The sequence below is a fragment of the Hungatella effluvii genome, from assembly GCF_003201875.1.
Classification (GTDB): domain Bacteria; phylum Bacillota; class Clostridia; order Lachnospirales; family Lachnospiraceae; genus Hungatella; species Hungatella effluvii.
This window is the reverse complement of record NZ_QJKD01000015.1, coordinates 129,533-146,964: the sequence shown is the minus strand read 5'-3', so window position 1 is coordinate 146,964 and position 17,432 is coordinate 129,533. Positions and strand designations below refer to the sequence as shown.

Annotated in this window: 13 protein-coding genes; 12 read left to right on the top strand and 1 reads right to left on the bottom strand. The window is 33.0% G+C overall.

Annotated features, from left to right (window positions below):
- A partial coding sequence (locus DFR60_RS23740; protein WP_146218629.1) for a transposase occupies nt 1-371 on the top strand: 371 nt, incomplete at its 5' end.
- Nucleotides 372-637: 266 nt separating this feature from the next.
- Here DFR60_RS23740 and DFR60_RS23735 read toward each other — a convergent pair.
- The gene (locus tag DFR60_RS23735) at nt 638-2,188 is read right to left on the bottom strand and encodes a hypothetical protein (RefSeq protein ID WP_110325102.1); all 1,551 of its coding nucleotides are present in this window, start codon (nt 2,186-2,188) and stop codon (nt 638-640) included.
- A gap of 259 nt (nt 2,189-2,447) precedes the next feature.
- Between DFR60_RS23735 and DFR60_RS23730 the strand changes: the two genes are divergently transcribed.
- The 11 genes from DFR60_RS23730 (at nt 2,448) to DFR60_RS23675 (ending at nt 17,353) form a co-directional block, all read left to right on the top strand.
- Nucleotides 2,448-4,031 carry an O-antigen ligase family protein gene (locus DFR60_RS23730; protein ID WP_110325101.1) on the top strand — a complete coding sequence of 528 codons (1,584 nt, stop codon included), beginning with the start codon at nt 2,448-2,450 and terminating at the stop codon, nt 4,029-4,031.
- Between the two features lie 28 nt (nt 4,032-4,059).
- Nucleotides 4,060-5,418, top strand: a complete 1,359-nt coding sequence (locus DFR60_RS23725; RefSeq protein WP_110325109.1) for a sugar transferase — start codon at nt 4,060-4,062, stop codon at nt 5,416-5,418.
- Nucleotides 5,387-6,556 carry a glycosyltransferase family 4 protein gene (locus DFR60_RS23720; RefSeq protein WP_110325100.1) on the top strand — a complete coding sequence of 390 codons (1,170 nt, stop codon included), beginning with the start codon at nt 5,387-5,389 and terminating at the stop codon, nt 6,554-6,556. Before DFR60_RS23725 ends, DFR60_RS23720 begins: the two co-directional genes overlap by 32 nt.
- A gap of 35 nt (nt 6,557-6,591) precedes the next feature.
- On the top strand, nt 6,592-7,380 hold the full coding sequence (locus DFR60_RS23715; protein ID WP_110325099.1) for an ABC transporter permease: 789 nt from the start codon (nt 6,592-6,594) through the stop codon (nt 7,378-7,380).
- 26 nt (nt 7,381-7,406) lie between these two features.
- Nucleotides 7,407-8,129, top strand: coding sequence for an ABC transporter ATP-binding protein (locus tag DFR60_RS23710; RefSeq protein ID WP_110325108.1), 723 nt, complete (start codon nt 7,407-7,409; stop codon nt 8,127-8,129).
- Nucleotides 8,130-8,142: 13 nt separating this feature from the next.
- Nucleotides 8,143-9,282, top strand: a complete 1,140-nt coding sequence (locus tag DFR60_RS23705; protein WP_110325098.1) for a glycosyltransferase — start codon at nt 8,143-8,145, stop codon at nt 9,280-9,282.
- 1 nt (nt 9,283) lies between these two features.
- Complete coding sequence (locus DFR60_RS23700; RefSeq protein ID WP_110325097.1) at nt 9,284-10,459, top strand: glycosyltransferase; 1,176 nt, start codon at nt 9,284-9,286, stop codon at nt 10,457-10,459.
- Between the two features lie 202 nt (nt 10,460-10,661).
- The gene (locus DFR60_RS23695; RefSeq protein WP_110325096.1) at nt 10,662-11,774 is read left to right on the top strand and encodes a class I SAM-dependent methyltransferase; all 1,113 of its coding nucleotides are present in this window, start codon (nt 10,662-10,664) and stop codon (nt 11,772-11,774) included.
- A 38-nt stretch (nt 11,775-11,812) separates the two neighbouring features.
- The gene (locus tag DFR60_RS23690; protein ID WP_110325095.1) at nt 11,813-14,167 is read left to right on the top strand and encodes a glycosyltransferase; all 2,355 of its coding nucleotides are present in this window, start codon (nt 11,813-11,815) and stop codon (nt 14,165-14,167) included.
- A 25-nt stretch (nt 14,168-14,192) separates the two neighbouring features.
- The gene (locus DFR60_RS23685) at nt 14,193-14,954 is read left to right on the top strand and encodes a hypothetical protein (protein ID WP_110325094.1); all 762 of its coding nucleotides are present in this window, start codon (nt 14,193-14,195) and stop codon (nt 14,952-14,954) included.
- A 1,151-nt stretch (nt 14,955-16,105) separates the two neighbouring features.
- On the top strand, nt 16,106-17,353 hold the full coding sequence (locus DFR60_RS23675; protein WP_167437706.1) for a glycosyltransferase 87 family protein: 1,248 nt from the start codon (nt 16,106-16,108) through the stop codon (nt 17,351-17,353).
- Nucleotides 17,354-17,432: the final 79 nt, after the last annotated feature.

Below are 17,432 nucleotides of genomic sequence, written 5' to 3'. Positions count from 1 at the left end.
GCTATAAAAAGCTGAAAGATGAGAACAAACAGGCTTGTGACCTAATGCTTCTGTATAGTGAAGATCTGCGTCTGGCACACCGCATGAAAGAGTGGCTTTATGATATCTGCCAGATGAAGGCCTACCGTCAGCAGCAGCGGGAATTCGATGACAGGATTGCGAATGCCTTGAACTGTGGAATCAAGGAGTTTGAAGACTGTGCCAGGACCTACAGGACCTGGCGGAAAGAAATCCTAAATGCCTATAAATACAGACTGACAAATGGTCCTACAGAAAGCTTCAATAATAAGATAAAGGTATTAAAAAGGAGTTGCTGCAGAATCCGGAACTTCAAGCGTTTCCGGCCCCGGATACTCCACTGTACATCATAGAATAAAATGGTTGGTAATGCGGAGGCTTATTTGGCATACCCAAAATCAGTAAAACCTGGAACCATACATAAAAAGTACCCTTATTAAATAGTTGGGGGGATTTGTTAAAATCCCCCCAACTATTGACAAAGAGCCCTAAATTAAAAATTTTTGACCAAAATAAGTTTTAAAAACTGCTTGCAATACAAATTAAAGGAGCCCATACTATTATATATGGACTCCTTTTAGGCAATTAGAATTTCTTATCGAAATATGTTGATTATTACTTAGTTATTTTTGTTGTTGGCATAGCTTGTAATTACACCATCTTCAACATCAAAGTACCAGTCGTTTCCATCTTTGCAGTTGCTCTTTGTCTTGACAATCGAGCCAGATGTTGTAACTAATACACAACCATCGAAATCGTAATTTGTAGCTCTTACAGTTTCATTCTTATCATTCTTATAAGATCTAGTATTAGCTCTTAAATCTTTGCTAGAAACAACTTCAATAGTATTATCTGATTCATCAAACTTAACTACAAGATATTTGTCATCAGCTTCAGCTTTAATCTTCTTACCATACTTGTAAAGAACTTTATTGTACTTTCCAGTAAGTCCAGCACCCTTTTCTTCAATACCGCCGGTCTTTGTGAAGAAGAAGCTATAATTGTCACCATCTAAAGTAACAGTCTGAACGCCTAACTTCATAGAACCATCTTCGCCATCACCAAAATAGTATAAAGATCCGCCAGTTGTCTTGTCATTGATTAAATCATCTAATTCATCAGCGTCTACACCGTCATCAAGAACATCAATGGTATCATCGCTATTTACATTTATACGAATAAGACCATTTAACATAGCACCCTTTTCGTTGAATGCATAGTATTTTCCTTTGATCTTGGAAATCTTACCAGCCTCAAGAGTACCATCACCATTAGCATAGTACCACTTCTCGTTCTCGTCATCATTGTTTGACACATCAAATTCATCTGACGGAACTACCTTGAACCAACCTTTTGTCATACGAGCGCCATCATCTGCGCTACCAAAATAGCTGTAGTTTGCTGCTGTAGGTGTATTGGAATTTGAAGCAGCATCCCATTCTTTAACCATTACGCCTCTGTTGTCAAAGCCGTAAGTTTTTCCATTGATTTTCTTTGTATCAAAATCTTTATCATCTTTTTCGTTGAAGAATTTCTTACCATTGCTCTTGAAATAGAACCAGTAATCCATATCGTCTTCTTCGCCGTCATCATAAACTGTAAGTTTCTGCCAGTTAGTTGTCATAGCGCCATCATTTTCGTCGCCAAAATAATACATATCTGCAGAAGCATTCCAGCCATCATCACTTGTAATACGCTCAGCACTATCTGCAGCTACCCAACCGTATAACATTCTGCCGTCCTGATCAAAAGCATATTTTTTACCATTGATCGTTTTAAGCTGAACTTTACCGCTTTCTGGTGCCTTATAAGCCTTACCGTTGCTCTGGAAATAATACCAGTAGTTTTCTGGAGTATCATCTTCATCTTCTTCGTTAACAATAGATACCCAACGATTTGCTACCATAACACCATTAGCATCTACGTAATAATAATCATCACCATCTTCTACTAATGCTTCTGTTGCCATCTCGCCATCTTCATTCAGCCAGAACCAGTTGTTACCGGATTTTTTCCATTCGTTTTCTACCTGATAGCCATCTTTATCATAATATACCCATGTACCATTCTCTTCTGCCCAGCCTGTAGCTGCAAAAGAAGTCATGGAAGCACCGATGGCAAGCAGTGCTGCTGCAGATAATACTGCAACTAATTTTGTCTGCTTTCTCATAATTAATGCACTCTCCTTTTTCTTTTTGAAATACTTTTTGAAATTCCTAATTGCATTACGAGGTAATTATACTTCCTATAAGGGAAATTATGGGTAGCCATGATATGCTTAGAAAATATGTGGAATACTGGAGAAAAAGTATACAAATATTCATAAAATCTTAAATAAATACCAGCTTTTTCATTGGAGATTGAGTTGCGGTCTTTTCCCCAAAATGGTATACTGTGTAAGAATACTTTAGAGATGGGTGGATTATAAAATGTCATCAGCAAAAATTATAAAAGATAGAAATGAAGAAAACAATTCAAAGTTTACCACACGAATTATTGATATTTTTGTTATAGCTATTCTCTGCATATTTCCATTGGCAGTTACAGACAAATATTATAACATTCTTCAAACCAAATATTATTTTTATATTGGTTCAGTGTGTCTTGTTTCCTTTGTAATTCTAATAAGTGCGTTTGTAGAGCATAAAAAAATTAAAAAGTTTATATTTGATTTTCAATGGAAAGCATTTGTAAAAAGGTTTACTATTACTGATATATCATTACTTATATTTCTCCTTACAGCAATAATTTCAACAATTTGCTCTGACTATGTATATGAGTCATTTTGGGGAAATGAAGGAAGGTTCTCCGGATTGTTCCTTCTGGGACTTTATGGTATAGCTTATTTTTTAGTAACAAGGTTGGGGAAATTTAGAGATTGGTATTTGGATGTATTTTTAGGCGCGAATATGATCGTCTGTCTGTTTGGAATAACTGACTATTTTAAGATGGATATTTTACATTTTAAAGCAGATATGATAGAATCTCAAAAGTTTATATTTACTTCAACGATAGGAAATATTAATACATATACGGCCTTGGTAGGTATGGTTGTAGCTGTGGCTGCCGTATTATTTAGTATTGAAAAAGTCTGGAAACGAAAACTTTATTATTACATTTATATGGTTATTGGTTTTTTTGCGTTGATAATGGGAATTAGTGATAATGCCTATTTATCGCTGGCTGCACTGTTTGGTTTACTGCCGTTATTCTTATTTAAAGATAAAAAAGGCATAAAAAACTATATGATTATAATCGCAACTTTTTTTTCAGTTATACAATCCATTGATTGGATTAATGATGTGATGGGAGAAAAAGTGTATGGTATTGATAGCGCATTTAGTATTATTGTAAATTATAAAGGACTTATATGGATCGTCATAGGTCTTTGGCTTATAATAAGTATTTGGTATGTTGCTGAATATAGACGAAAAGAACAACACGATTTAAAAAATAATTTCATGTGCTATGTGTGGTTCGGGTTTATCATAATCGCTATAATAGTTTTTATATATGTTCTTTATGATGTAAATGTTAATGGTAACGTAGAGCGTTATGGTGCATTAAAAGGATACCTGTTGTTCGATGATGACTGGGGAACGCATCGGGGATATATCTGGAGAAATGCCATGGAATGCTTTAGCGATTTTAGTCCAATAAAAAAGTTAATTGGTTTCGGACCGGATACTTTTGGTATTATTTTATTAGATAAAACTCAAAATAATATATATGGAGAAATATATGATACTGCTCATAATGAATATATTCATTATTTGTTAACTGTAGGTATTGTAGGTGTTACTTCATATATAATTTATTTATGTTCCTTCATTGTAAATGGTGTGAGGATATGTAAAAAAAATCCGATGGTTATAGCTATTGTTATGGCAGTCATATGCTATTCAGTTCAGGCGTTTGTTAATTTGAATCTACCAATTGCTACACCAATTATGTGGATGCTGCTTATGCTTGGAGAATTAAAATGTAGAGAAGTTAAGTTAAAGGAAGAGTGAATTGAAAAAGTACGAACAGATAGAGCGAATGTCAAATGAAAAATATAAACGCATGATAAAATTGTTGTTTTCATCAGTTATGCTGTTAGGACTGTGTGGGATTTATGCATTTGTTTGGATTGGTTATTATAACAAATACATAGTCCAAAGCGGTTTTGGCTTTTTCAGACGTGGAAATTGGCTGATGGTTCTGTTGTATGGCGTATTGCTGACATTTTTTATGAAAACTTATGGGGGATTTAAGGTTGGTTATTTGAAAAATGGAAATTTAATATATTCTCAGATAATATCAGTGGTATTTACGAATTTATTTACCTATTTTCAAATAGCTGTGATAGACAAGCGCTTTGTTGGACCAGCCTATATTGTTATCATGACAATTGTGGATATAGCATTAATTGTATTTTGGACACAAACTTTTCAGACTTTATATAAACATATATTTCCACCTCGCAAAATGGTGTTGATTTCAGGGGAAAGGGAAGATTATCATTTACGGAATAAGATAAATTCAAGAGAAGATAAGTATGAGATATGTAAGACGATTTCTTGTAAAAATGAATTGAGCGTTATAAGTCGTGAGATTGAAGAGTACGATGGAGTTATTATAGGTGATATACCTTCACACGAACGTAATGTTTTGTTAAAATTCTGTTACGAAAAGGGTATTCGTTCATATAGTGTACCTAAAATATCAGATATTCTTTTAAGAAGTTCTGTAGAACTAAATTTATTTGATTCGCCATTACTATTATCAAGAAATACGGGGTTGACCCTTGAACAGAGTTTTTTTAAGCGCTTCGAAGATATCGTTGTAGCTTTTATGATGTTGATCATCTTTTCTCCAGTATTTTTGATCACGGCTACTTGTATTAAACTAACTGATCATGGTCCCATATTTTATAAACAGGATAGGCTGACTCAAGGAGGGAAAGTTTTTCAAATATATAAGTTTAGAACAATGGTGATGAATGCGGAAGAATTATCTGGTCCCGTACTTGCAGAAGAAAATGATCCAAGAATAACTAAAATTGGACGTTTTCTACGTCGACTTCGATTGGATGAAGCACCACAGATTTTAAATATATTAAAAGGCGATATGTCGGTAGTAGGACCTAGACCGGAACGCCCGGAGTTGGCGGCACAGATTTGTGAGGAGATTCCAGAGTTTGAATATCGTTTAAAAGTTAAAGCTGGACTTACAGGGTATGCTCAAGTTTATGGTAAGTATAATACAACGTCTTATGATAAATTGAAGTTGGATCTGACATATATTAGAAACTTTTCTTTTTTATTAGATTTTAAGCTAATTTTGATGACACCCAAAATTATGCTTATTAAAGAAAGTACTGAAGGTGTTAAATCAAGAAATAATAAACATAATTGAGGTTAGTGTAAAGGTGATGAAAAAAGCAATATTGATTACCACTGTCAGCGGTTTTGTTCCCCAATTTGAAATGAATAATGTGCGGATACTACAAGACATGGGGTACGAAGTGCATTATGCAAGTAATTATCATAATCCAAGTTATGGCAAAGATAATCATAGACTAGATAATACAAATATTATACGCCATCAGGTGGATTTTGTGCGCTCACCATTTCGGGTTATAAAGAATGTTAAAGCTTATGTACAATTACAGCAGATTTTACAAAAAGATAACTATGAGTTGGTTCATTGTCATACGCCGATGGGAGCTCTATTAGGGCGCTTAGCAGCACGAGGGTACAGGAAACAGGGGTGTAGGGTATTTTATACAGTTCATGGGTTCCATTTCTATAAAGGTGCATCACTGATTAACTGGCTTTTTTATTATCCTGTAGAGCGGTTTATGATGAGATATACAGATGTTCTTCTTACCATCACAAGAGAAGATTACGATCGGGCCTGTTGTTTTAAAAGAAAATCTAATCAAAAGGTCTATTATATACCAGGAGTGGGTATTGATACAAATCGATTTATGCAAATAGAGCAAGGACGTACAGAAACGGGGGGAAAGCAAAAGGTAAGGCTGCTTTCCGTTGGAGAATTAAACAGTAATAAGAATCATATTGCTGTTATTAGAGCATTGGGGCATTTAAAAAGAAATAATATAATTTATATGATTTGCGGTGATGGGGTTCAGAAAGAAAAGTTGAGAATGGAAATACAAAAAAGGCATTTACAAAAAAAAGTATTTTTATTAGGATATCGAGAGAATATTGAGGAAATATTAGCTATAGTAGATGTGTTTGTATTTCCTTCACAAAGAGAAGGATTGTCAGTGGCTCTTCAGGAAGCAATGGCGGCCGGATTGCCGGCTGTGGTTTCTGACATTAGAGGAAATAGAGAATTGATTGACGAAGGTTTAGGAGGATATAGAGTTGATGCGAATGATTATAAGGCGTGGGCAGATACAATTGATAAAATTATAAAGGCAGATAAGAAAAAGATGGGGAAATATAATCAAAATAAAATTAAGAGTCATGATTTATCTTGTGTATCAGCATTAATGCGTAAGGTATATTCTGAAAATCTGGTATAATAATGAGATAAAAATTTGAAAGGATATTGAGATAGATGATAAAAGGAATAGAGGAACGGTTAAATGTATTTCTGAAATATAAGAATTTATTGAGGGAGTTGGTGGCTAGAGACATTAAGGTAAGATACAGAAGATCTTTTTTAGGAATGCTATGGACTGTATTAAATCCGTTATTGATGATGGTAGTTATTACAATTGTATTCTCCACGTTGTTTAAACAAAATATTGAGCATTTCCCAATCTATTATCTAGCAGGTTCGTTAGTATTTTCCTTTAATTCAGAAACAACCAGCAATGCACTATATGCAATTATAGGAAATTCGTCATTGATGAAGAAGGTATATATACCTAAATATCTATTTCCTCTTTCTAAGACAGTGTCAGGATTAGTTAACCTGGGATTTTCTTTAATTGCTATGTTTATAGTCATGATTATATTGAGAGTTGAATTTCGGCCAACATTGCTTCTGCTTCCAATTCCGCTTTTCTATGTCTTTTTGTTTGCTGCGGGATCGGGATTATTTTTAGCTGCAGTTACTGTGTTTTTTCGCGATGTAGCCAATTTTTATGGTGTGTTTGTAATGGCCTGGACGTATTTTACTCCTATTTTCTATCCTACAAGTATTCTTCCGGAAGCAGCTCTAAAATTAATGTATCTTAACCCTATGTATCATTATGTAGAGTATATGAGACAGTTGATTTTATATGGTCAATTTCCTGGAATGAAGGAAAACTTGGTATGCTTTTTGTTTGGAGTGATTTCACTGGTGATAGGCGTTATTGTTTTTTATAAAAAGCAGGATAGATTTGTACTGTTTATATAAGAGTAGGAGAGATTAATGTGAGCACGATGATACGTGTGGATGATGCATCCATGATGTTTAATATGAGTAGTGAAAAGATTGATAATATAAAAGAATATGTCATCAGATTTGTTAAGCATGAGTTAATGTTTAAACAATTTTGGGCATTAAAGCACATTTCCTTTGAGTTGGAAAAGGGAGACTCGTTGGGGATTGTTGGACTAAATGGTGCTGGTAAAAGTACATTATTAAAATTAATCGCCGGGGTTATGAAACCCACGGAAGGGACTGTATATACTGGAGGGGGAATTGCACCGCTTATTGAGTTGGGCGCCGGCTTTGATGACGATTTATCAGCAGAGGAAAATATATATTTGAATGGAGCCATATTGGGATATTCCAGAGAGTATATGAAGGAGCGATATAACGATATAATAGAATTTGCTGAATTGAAAGACTTTACTCAGATCCCATTAAAGAATTATTCATCAGGTATGAAAGCAAGACTTGGATTTGCAGTGGCAACTATGAACGTTCCTGATATCTTAATTTTAGATGAAGTCTTATCTGTTGGAGATTACAAATTTCAGGAAAAGAGTTTTGCCAGAACAAAAGAGATTTTAAATTCTGGAGCAACTGTTATGTTTGTATCGCATTCCGTTTCGCAAGTGAGACAAGTCTGTAAAAAAGCGTTATGGTTGGATAATGGAGAAATGAAAATGTATGGAGATGTAGAAGAAGTTTGCTCTGCATACGAAACGATGGCTTAATGGAAGCGAGAATATGAAAAAAATATTATTTGTTATCACACAATTTTACAAGGGTGGTGCAGAGGTAGCATTACTAAATCTCTTTCATCATTTGCCAAAATCGGAATTTGAAATTGACTTTTTAATTTTTGATCAGATGATTTTAAAGGATGCGCAGTCCTTAATACCTCAAATTCCTTCCTGGATACACGTCTGCAATGCGGCAGAAAAAGAAGGTAAATATGCAGTTATAAAAAAAGCGTGGTTTAAAATTTATAGGAAATTTACCAAACACCAGTTATATAGAAAGAGTGCCTATAAGTTTGTTAAAAATAAACAATATGACGTTGCTTTTTCATATGGGGAGTGGATGTCACCGGAATTTGTTGCTACAAAGGTTAGTGCTAAAAAGAAAATGGTATGGATTCATGCAGATATAGATAAGGCCAATTATGTGGATGAAAGAATTTTATTTGGATATGATAATCTATATAATGGTTATATATTTGTGTCTGAATGTTCACGATTGGCAGGTGAATGTGCATTTCCACAGCTTAAGGGAAGATCATATGTTGTACACAATATGTGCAATGATGATGCAATACGAAGATTAGCGTTAGAAAGTATACCAGACGAAGAAATATATCCAGTACCTTGGCTGGTGAGCGTTGCAAATCTTCGTGAAGAAAAAAATTATCCTCGTATGGTGGAAACCATGAAATGCTTAAAGGATCGTGGAATGGATATTAGGTGGTTATGTATTGGATCTACTGCAAATCCATTTTTACTTAATAAGATTAACACGATGATTGCGAATTATGGATTACAAAATAATTTTATTTTAATGGGAGTTGACCAAAATCCTTATCGCTATATGGCAAAGAGCCGCGCCGTATTGGTCTTGTCTGATTTTGAGTCGTGGTCATTAGTTATTACAGAAGCGAAACTCCTTCAGATTCCAGTAATAGCAACAAGAACTTCTGGTGCATTAGAGCAGATTGAAGATAATAAAACAGGACGGTTTGTTTCCTTTGAGCCTATGGAAATCGCAGATGTGATTGAAGAATATTTACGTGATCCTGAAATAGAAAAAGAAATGAGCCACCAATTGGAGGGCTTTTCGACAAACAGTACCACACTTAAGGAGTTTTATGATGTTATAGGAGAACCGTGAGTTGAAAAGAATATTGTATGTATTTGATGATATTAATTATATGAGTGGGGCACAGAAAGCGACATTTTATCAAATGGATTGTTTATATAAGCAATATATAATAGATATTTTATCGCTTAGTAAACCGGATGAAATGGTTGAAGTACCAGGTCGTGTCCTGGTTCTTAAACAATTATGGGAAGAAGCAGATACATATACCTGTAGTTTTCGAGAAATAATGCTTAGTAAAAGGGCATTTTCTTTAAAGATAAAGCGAGCTTTGTATGTATTAGCCATGAGGTTAGGATGTGGTGAGTATTTCTTAGAACATTTCCTTTATAATAAAATTGAATATGATCTGGAATCCTATGATGTGATTATTGTGGTTAGTGAGGCCTCGAAGCTTAAAGAACTAATTGGAAAATTAAAAAAACCAAAAAAACTACAGTGGATACATACAGATTATGCAGCGTGGTCAGGTTTCTCAGAATGGACTAAAATGGTAACGAAAAAGGACCCGGAAATTTATAAGCGTTTTGATATAATCGTGGCTTTGTCAGAACACTGTAAACAAGGCCTTGTTAAAAAAATTCCGAGTATTGATGATAAGGTTATTGTTATTCCAAATTTGGTTAATATTAAAGAAATTTGCATGAAGGCAGAAGAAAGCAGCCAGATAAAATTTCCTGAAGTTGATTATAAGTTTATTACTGTTGGAAGAATTGATAGAGAGAAAAACTTTGACGGTATATTAAAAGTTTGTAAAAAGTTGAGAGATGACGGCATTGATTATTGTTGGTTTATTGTTGGAGATGGACCAATGAGAAAAAACGTAGAACAGAAAATTAAAGAATATAATTTGAGTGATAATGTTAAGATGCTCGGTCGGCTGGAAAATCCATATCCACTTATGAAGAATAGTGATTACTTTGTTCTTCTTTCGACATATGAAGGTACCCCAGTAACTATTGATGAGTGTGCAGTACTGAAAGTGCCAGTAATTGCAACCGCAGTTGGCGGAGTCCGGGAGCAGATGGAACGTTATGGTACTGGGGAGGTGGTGGAGTTGGTTGATGATATTTATGAGAAGTTCTTAAATATTATTACTACTCATAGAGAAATAGAAAAAGGTACTTCTATTGAGACTCTTAATAGGATTAACAAAGAAAAAATTGTGCGGGTTTTGGAAGATAGATAGAATAATAAATAAATGTGAACTGAAAATGATTTGTGTAGGTTGAACTAACATTCAAAGTATGTTAGTATTATTTAAAGTTTAGAATACAACATTATAGTATATTTTGTTGTGTTTTAGATATAGTTTGGTAATTAAAATATTTGTATTTAAATACCGATTAGTAAATGATGCTATCGTAATTACTATAGCGAGGTAAAAGAAAATGTCAACAATATATGCAAACGAGCAATGGTGGCAGGAAAACGGTCAGGCCTGGGTAAAAGAAATAGAAAAGCGTCGGAATACCCATCCACTTTACGGAATACAGGAAATAGTATTATCTGATTATTTTTCTCATATTCCCAAAGGAAGTAAGGTTCTTGAGTTTGGAGCCGGTTTCGGCAGACATGCAAAATACTTAAAGGAGATCGATGATCTTGAATATTTTGCCGTTGATCAAAGCCCGACAATGAAATTAGCCTATGAGCAATATACTGGGAGTTTAGATAATTACTTTTTAATAGAACCAAGAGACAGACTCCCCTTTCCAGATAATTATTTCAATGTTGTGTTTACAGTATCGGTTCTTATTCATATTAACCCAGAACATATACAAAATATTTTAAGAGAACTTCAGCGTGTTGCCAAAAATGTTGTTCTTCATTTTGAAAATAAATATGTAGAGCATGCACAGCTTGCTTACCAGGATCATGGCGGGTGCTGGATGCACTGTATCCCTGAATTGTATGACCTGCCGGTAAATATCTATAATGAACTTTCAGAAGAGCAAGATTTATATACGGTTCAATTGAATCCCAATAGTGATTATCTTTTTGACATGTCTGCTATTGAAATGGGCAGATTAAAGGTAGCAGGATCTTATTTAAAAAAAGGATTGGATACTTTTGAGGGTGAGGTAAAATGGCGTCAGGAACGTTTGGAAAAAGTTGAGGAAGAAAATCGTACTTTCCAAGAGGAACTAAAACGGTGCAAAGAATGCCTGGAGAAGGTAGAAGAAGAAAATCGAATTAATCAAGGTGAGATAAAACGTTATCAGGAACTTTTGAAGGTAGCGAAGAATGAACTGAAAAGTGTTGGATCCGAAAATGTTCTTTTTCGGATATCTTTGATTCAATATAAAGACCTGGTAAATGAATCGGAAAACCGAGTGGCTTTATTGGAATCAAAAGAGAAAGAATTTAACAACTATATTAATACACTTAATTGCGAGTTAGCTGCTATAAAAAATTGCTGTTCATTCAGACTTCTTCAAAAACTGTGGAATAACAGGATGTTGGTCGCACTGTGGAAAACAGTTAAAAAAATAAGCAAATGATAAAATTTATTGTGCCAGGCACTTAGGAGAATTGAAATATGAAAAAATTACTGTTTGTTATTAGTCAGCTTTACAAAGGAGGAGCCGAAACTGCATTAGTTAATCTTCTTAATAAGCTTGATTATTCAAATTATTGTGTAGATTTATTAATCTTAAATCAATGTCCGGTTGAAAATGCGGTATCTTTAGTTAGTAATATCTCCAATAATGTTAAAATATGTAATGCTTATGCTGAATATCAAAAAATAACTGTTTTTGATCGTATAAAAGCCAAGATAATGTATACGATGGTTCAAAAAGGAGCCTATTATTTTACTGCGTTGGATTTTGTTAAAAATAAGGAATATGATTGGGCATTTTTTGTTGGTGAGTGGTGTTCACCTTCTTTTGTGGCATACGAAGTAAAAGCAAAAATTAAGGCAGTATGGATTCATAGTGATATATCAGAAGCAGAATATTTTGATGCGGCGCATTATTTTTATTTTTATGATTTGTTTGACTACTTTATCTTCGTTTCAAAAAACTCTCTTAAATCAAGTGTAAAGGCCTATCCTTTTATTAAGGATAAATCTGTAACAATTTACAATATTAGCGATACGGTTAATATTAAAAATAATTCACTGGCACCTGTACAGGATATTAAAAATATAAAAAGGCCTGTTTTATTAACCTGTGCTAATTTCAGGCAGGAAAAGAATCATCTTAGACAGGTTCAAGCTATGGCAGAACTAAAACGGCGGGGGATTGAATTCACCTGGGTAAACATTGGAGCAACTGCTGATACATACCTGGTATCTCAAGTGAAAGAAGAGTGCCGGAAGTATGGCCTGGAAGAAAACTTTTTGATTTTAGGTCCCCAAAGTAATCCCTATTGTTATATGAGAACAGCAGATGCTGTAACGGTTTTATCTGATCATGAATCCTGGTCCATGGTTATATCAGAAGCCAAAATACTGGGTAAGCCTGTGATAGCAACTAAAACTTCGGGTGCAACGGAACAACTTATTGATAATGAAACAGGAATACTTGCTGATTTTAGTGTAAGTAATATTGCTGATCGTATTGAAGCCTTTATTACGAATAAAAATTTGCAGGAGCATATTAAAAAGAATATTAAAAATTTCGACAACACCACAGAAATTCTTAACTCTTTTTATAATTTGATTGAAACAGGGCATCCTTATAAAGAAGAAAAAACATCCAAGCCTAAAATTTTATATGTTATTGATGACATTAATTATTTAGGGGGCGCACATATTGCGACGAAACTTCAAATTAACAGATTTGTTGAGGCTGGAAAGGATATTAGTATCTTCTCTTCTGCCGTGCCCAATATAAAAATAAGGAAAGAATTAATAGGAGTTAAATTTTATACATTTCGTGATTTTAAAGAAGACCAGCTATTTAATCGCCGTCTTTGTGATTGTTTAACAGACCCTTCCTTATCTGGGGAAGAAAAAAAACGGAAGTGGAATTATACTCAAAAAGCAAGAAGAAACAGGGCTTTTAATTATGATGAAGCTGTTCTTCCCTATCTTTCAACTCTATTTTCACAGTTTGATACCATCTGCGTTATGTCAGAAGGCTCAAGTTATCGTCAAGCAGTGGCTGTATCCTCCTGTAAGCGGAAAATACAATGGATACATACAGATTATTGTGATTGGAAGGATAAAAATGATTGGAGTAAAAAAATAACTAAAAATGACGGCGAACTCTATAAACAATTTGATAAGATAGTTGTTTTGTCCGACAATATCAGGGATAAGTTTTTAATCCTTTACCCTCATCTGGAAAATAAAGTAATAGTGAATAAGAATTTAATTCCCACTGCTGAAATAAAGAAAAAATCTTTAGTAACTGCTAAAAAGAATCCTGTGACAATTAACTTTATAACAGTCGGACGTATTGATTACTCAAAAGCATATCCACGCTTAATAGAAATACTGGAAACTTTAAAAAAAGAAGGTTACAATTTTACCTGGAAAATTGCAGGCAGTGGTAATGACTATGATTATATTAACAATTTGATAAGAGAAAAAGGTATGGAAAAAGAAGTTGTTATGACGGGCACTTTGGATAATCCATTTATAGAAGTAAAGAAAGCGGATGTGTTTGCGCTACTATCAGATTTCGAAGGCATCCCCAATACCATATATGAAGCGTTGGTTTTAGGTGTGCCTGTCTTAGCTACAAATGTTGGCGGCATCTCCAGTCAAATAATTAATAATCAAACAGGATGGCTGGTACCGAATGACAAGAAGGCTATCATCGAAAAATTAAGAGAATTGTTAATGCATCCCGAAGATATCGATAAAATAAAAAACAATCTTAAAACTTATGTATATGATAACGAACAGGTAATGGAAATTAATAATAGAATTTTTGACTTTTAATATGAAATCTAACAGGAGATTAGCGATGTGCAATTGGTTAAAACGGTATAAGCAGAACATTTTTATAATCATTATGAGCGGATTTATCGCGTTATATTTAACCTGCTTTATTAATGAATTTACTTTAACTACAAATTTACAAAGGGGGTTTATTTATACGTATTTTGTTTTAATGATTTTTATTTGTTCTGCTTTCTTTTTAAAAAAGATAAGTAAGCTATCCTGCGGATTTAAAAGCAATCAAATGATCAGTATACTTTTTGGAGCGCTTGTCTTATGTATTATTTCAGGTGATTTTTTAATGCCTCAAATTTATTTACCTAATAATATTATTATTAGCATTTCAGAGGAAAGTAATCAAGATTCACAAGGAAAAGAAGTATGGATCAGTGATATTAGAGTTGATGGTGTTAGTAAGGATATTGCCCAATATGCAGATGATAATTCAGGCTGGGTCTATAAAGAAAATGCTTTATATGGAAATGCTGTAGAATCCAAGTCTTTAACCCTGCCATTTGAAAAGGCTCAAAAAATTGAAATATCTTTCGTTATGCATAAATGGTCGGGTAACATTAAAATTGAAAATGATCAGTTTTTAAGTACATTTGATTTATATGATCTCAATGGCAGTTCTATAAAAGTCAATGTACCCGTGGCCGTTAAAAATTATTCTAATTGGATATATTGGGGACTTAAAGGCGGCCAGTTTTTTTCTTATTTTATTATCTTATTTTTATTATTTTATTTGTTCTTTAAGCGAAAAAACAATATACAAATAAAAAATTGACAAAAGAAACAGTTAACATGCTAAGGCAGCTCCTCAGACATCATCTCCAAACAGAATAGATTATTTAGATGGACTTAGAGCAATGTGTGCTTTGATAGTACTATGTAATCACTTTGCAGCCTTATTTTTTCCATGGATTTATGATTATGGAATATTTTCTAAATCTCTACTTTATTTTTTTATAAATGGAGAAAATGCAGTTATTATATTTTTTTGTATAAGTAGCTATTTACTTGGATATCGATATTTTTTTATAAGGATACAAGGTTATTTATTAGTACTTTTTTCAAGCAGTATATAAGACTTGTGTTGCCATGCCTTTTTTCAATTTTGATGAGTTATTTTTTATGAAATTTTCATTTATGTATGCAAACGCACTAAATACAAACTATACAATATGGGATTTTCAACCATCATTTAAATAGGCTATTTCCGAAGGTGTATGGGGGATATTTATAGGAAAACCATCAAAATATAATGTTGCGTTATGGACGATTATGTACGAAATAAAAGGACCTCTTTTGGTTATTGCTATATTAAGTATATTTGGTTCATATAAAAAACGCTCTATCATTTATATATTGTGTTTGATTTATTTTAATAATTCATATTTATTAGCATTTATTACGGGAATTATAATAAGTGATTTTTCAGTAAATTGTCATTTTATAAAGAAAAAATTTTATACAAAAATTATTAGTACAATTGTATTTTTTACAGGAATTATATTATCAATGTATCCTGTTATTATAAATAATTTTACAGGTATATACCATATTATGCAAAAAATATCTGATGATAAAACACTGTTCTGGCGCTTAATTGGTTCCAGCATGATTTTTTTTGGAATAATAAATATAAACTGGTTCATTTTCAAGTATGTTTTGCATTTTTTTAATGGAATATTTTTCTTACCAAATTTCAGCCAGCATATCAATTTTAACTTCCTGTATTATTATATATGCAGCTGCAAGGTTTATTCATAAGTGTATAGATGTAAAAGGTATTAAATTATCAAATATAATTTATACCAAATATTTCCTTTAGATAAGACATCAGCCCTTTTTGGGGATATACCGTTCTTGTAGAAAACAATAACCATAATCAACTTATAAATATAGCTTTTATAAACAAAAATGAGGAAAATAGATATGGATAAAGTAATGGATAGTTCCAAGGAACGTATTGAAGAAAAGTTAATATGCGCTGTATTTCTTATTTTTATTATAGGAAATTTACTTCATGGTTTCGTTGGTGTAACAACAAAAGGAGTATGGAATCCAGATGACTTTACTATGCGTTATAGAGAAAGTAAATACGTTTTATCAGGTATTAATCCTTTCGAAGTAATGAAGGGTAGGGTAGAACCATTAACTAATATTGGTATACTATGGGAAAATGGAGGCACTGCTCCTTGGGCTTTAGGCATTGGCATTATTACTAACTTTACTTTTTTGCCTGAGTATTATGCTAGAATATGTGCTTTGGGGTTGTATATTTTAATTTTAGTTGCTACCTGTTGGAGTGTAAAAAATTATTGTAAGCAACATGATTGGGCTTCATCAAAAATATTTATTGTAATTTTAGGAATATGTGCATTACCTGGATGGGGAACTGGATTAGCTTGGTTAAATTATGGTTGTCTATTCGGTGGTATACTTATAATTGGTGTTTTAAATAAGAAAAAATATCCATACTTATTTTATATTTCTATTGGATTATCATCATTAAAGCCTCAATTAGCTTTACCCTTTTATTTTGCTCTTCTATATAAGAAAGAGTGGAAGGGGATTTTAATAGCTAGTATATTGCCTATTAGTGGATGGATTTTAGTTTCTCTATTAACACGAACTCCTCCAACAGATTTTTTAATAGCAATGTCAGAAATAGGATCAACTTATGACTCACAAAGTATAGTTAAACTTATTCAATTTATATTTTCTGCAAATTTCCCGCAAAAAGTAGCTGATTGTTTAAGTGCTATAATTTGTGTATGTGGAATTTGTTATTTTTGGAAACAACTTAAACAAAAATCTATTATGGATGACTTATTATTCTATTCCATCCCCGCAGTTTTTGGGGGAATGTGGATGTATACACAAGAACATGATAGGACGATCTTAGGATTATTTATTATAGTGTTGATTCCAGCCATATTTTGTCAAGGCTTGAAAATATATCACAAGTTTTTTTTATGTACATTACTTTTTACTTTAGTGTATCCTGACTTTTTTAAAGCGTTATATTGTATGCTAATCAATACCCAGGGAATTTATATTATTTATTTATTCGCTTTACTACGATATTTTTTTCAGATATTTTCTTTGATCATTATCTTCGAATATTTACCGAATACTCTTTTAAGGATGAATCGTAAAGATAAAGCAATGTGCAAATAGATAATATAGAAAATATAAGTAAGACTAAAGTTTACTGCCGCATTTTTGAACGATTTCATAGAATACACAAGAAAAAGTA

What these genes read in the sequence shown, in the direction of transcription:
- DFR60_RS23735 (WP_110325102.1), bottom strand. Translation starts at nt 2,188, where the DNA reads ATGAGAAAGCAGACAAAATTAGTTGCAGTATTATCTGCAGCAGCACTG.
- DFR60_RS23730 (WP_110325101.1), top strand. Translation starts at nt 2,448, where the DNA reads ATGTCATCAGCAAAAATTATAAAAGATAGAAATGAAGAAAACAATTCA.
- DFR60_RS23725 (WP_110325109.1), top strand. Translation starts at nt 4,060, where the DNA reads ATGTCAAATGAAAAATATAAACGCATGATAAAATTGTTGTTTTCATCA.
- DFR60_RS23715 (WP_110325099.1), top strand. Translation starts at nt 6,592, where the DNA reads ATGATAAAAGGAATAGAGGAACGGTTAAATGTATTTCTGAAATATAAG.
- DFR60_RS23710 (WP_110325108.1), top strand. Translation starts at nt 7,407, where the DNA reads ATGATACGTGTGGATGATGCATCCATGATGTTTAATATGAGTAGTGAA.
- DFR60_RS23705 (WP_110325098.1), top strand. Translation starts at nt 8,143, where the DNA reads ATGAAAAAAATATTATTTGTTATCACACAATTTTACAAGGGTGGTGCA.
- DFR60_RS23695 (WP_110325096.1), top strand. Translation starts at nt 10,662, where the DNA reads ATGTCAACAATATATGCAAACGAGCAATGGTGGCAGGAAAACGGTCAG.
- DFR60_RS23690 (WP_110325095.1), top strand. Translation starts at nt 11,813, where the DNA reads ATGAAAAAATTACTGTTTGTTATTAGTCAGCTTTACAAAGGAGGAGCC.
- DFR60_RS23685 (WP_110325094.1), top strand. Translation starts at nt 14,193, where the DNA reads ATGTGCAATTGGTTAAAACGGTATAAGCAGAACATTTTTATAATCATT.
- DFR60_RS23675 (WP_167437706.1), top strand. Translation starts at nt 16,106, where the DNA reads ATGGATAAAGTAATGGATAGTTCCAAGGAACGTATTGAAGAAAAGTTA.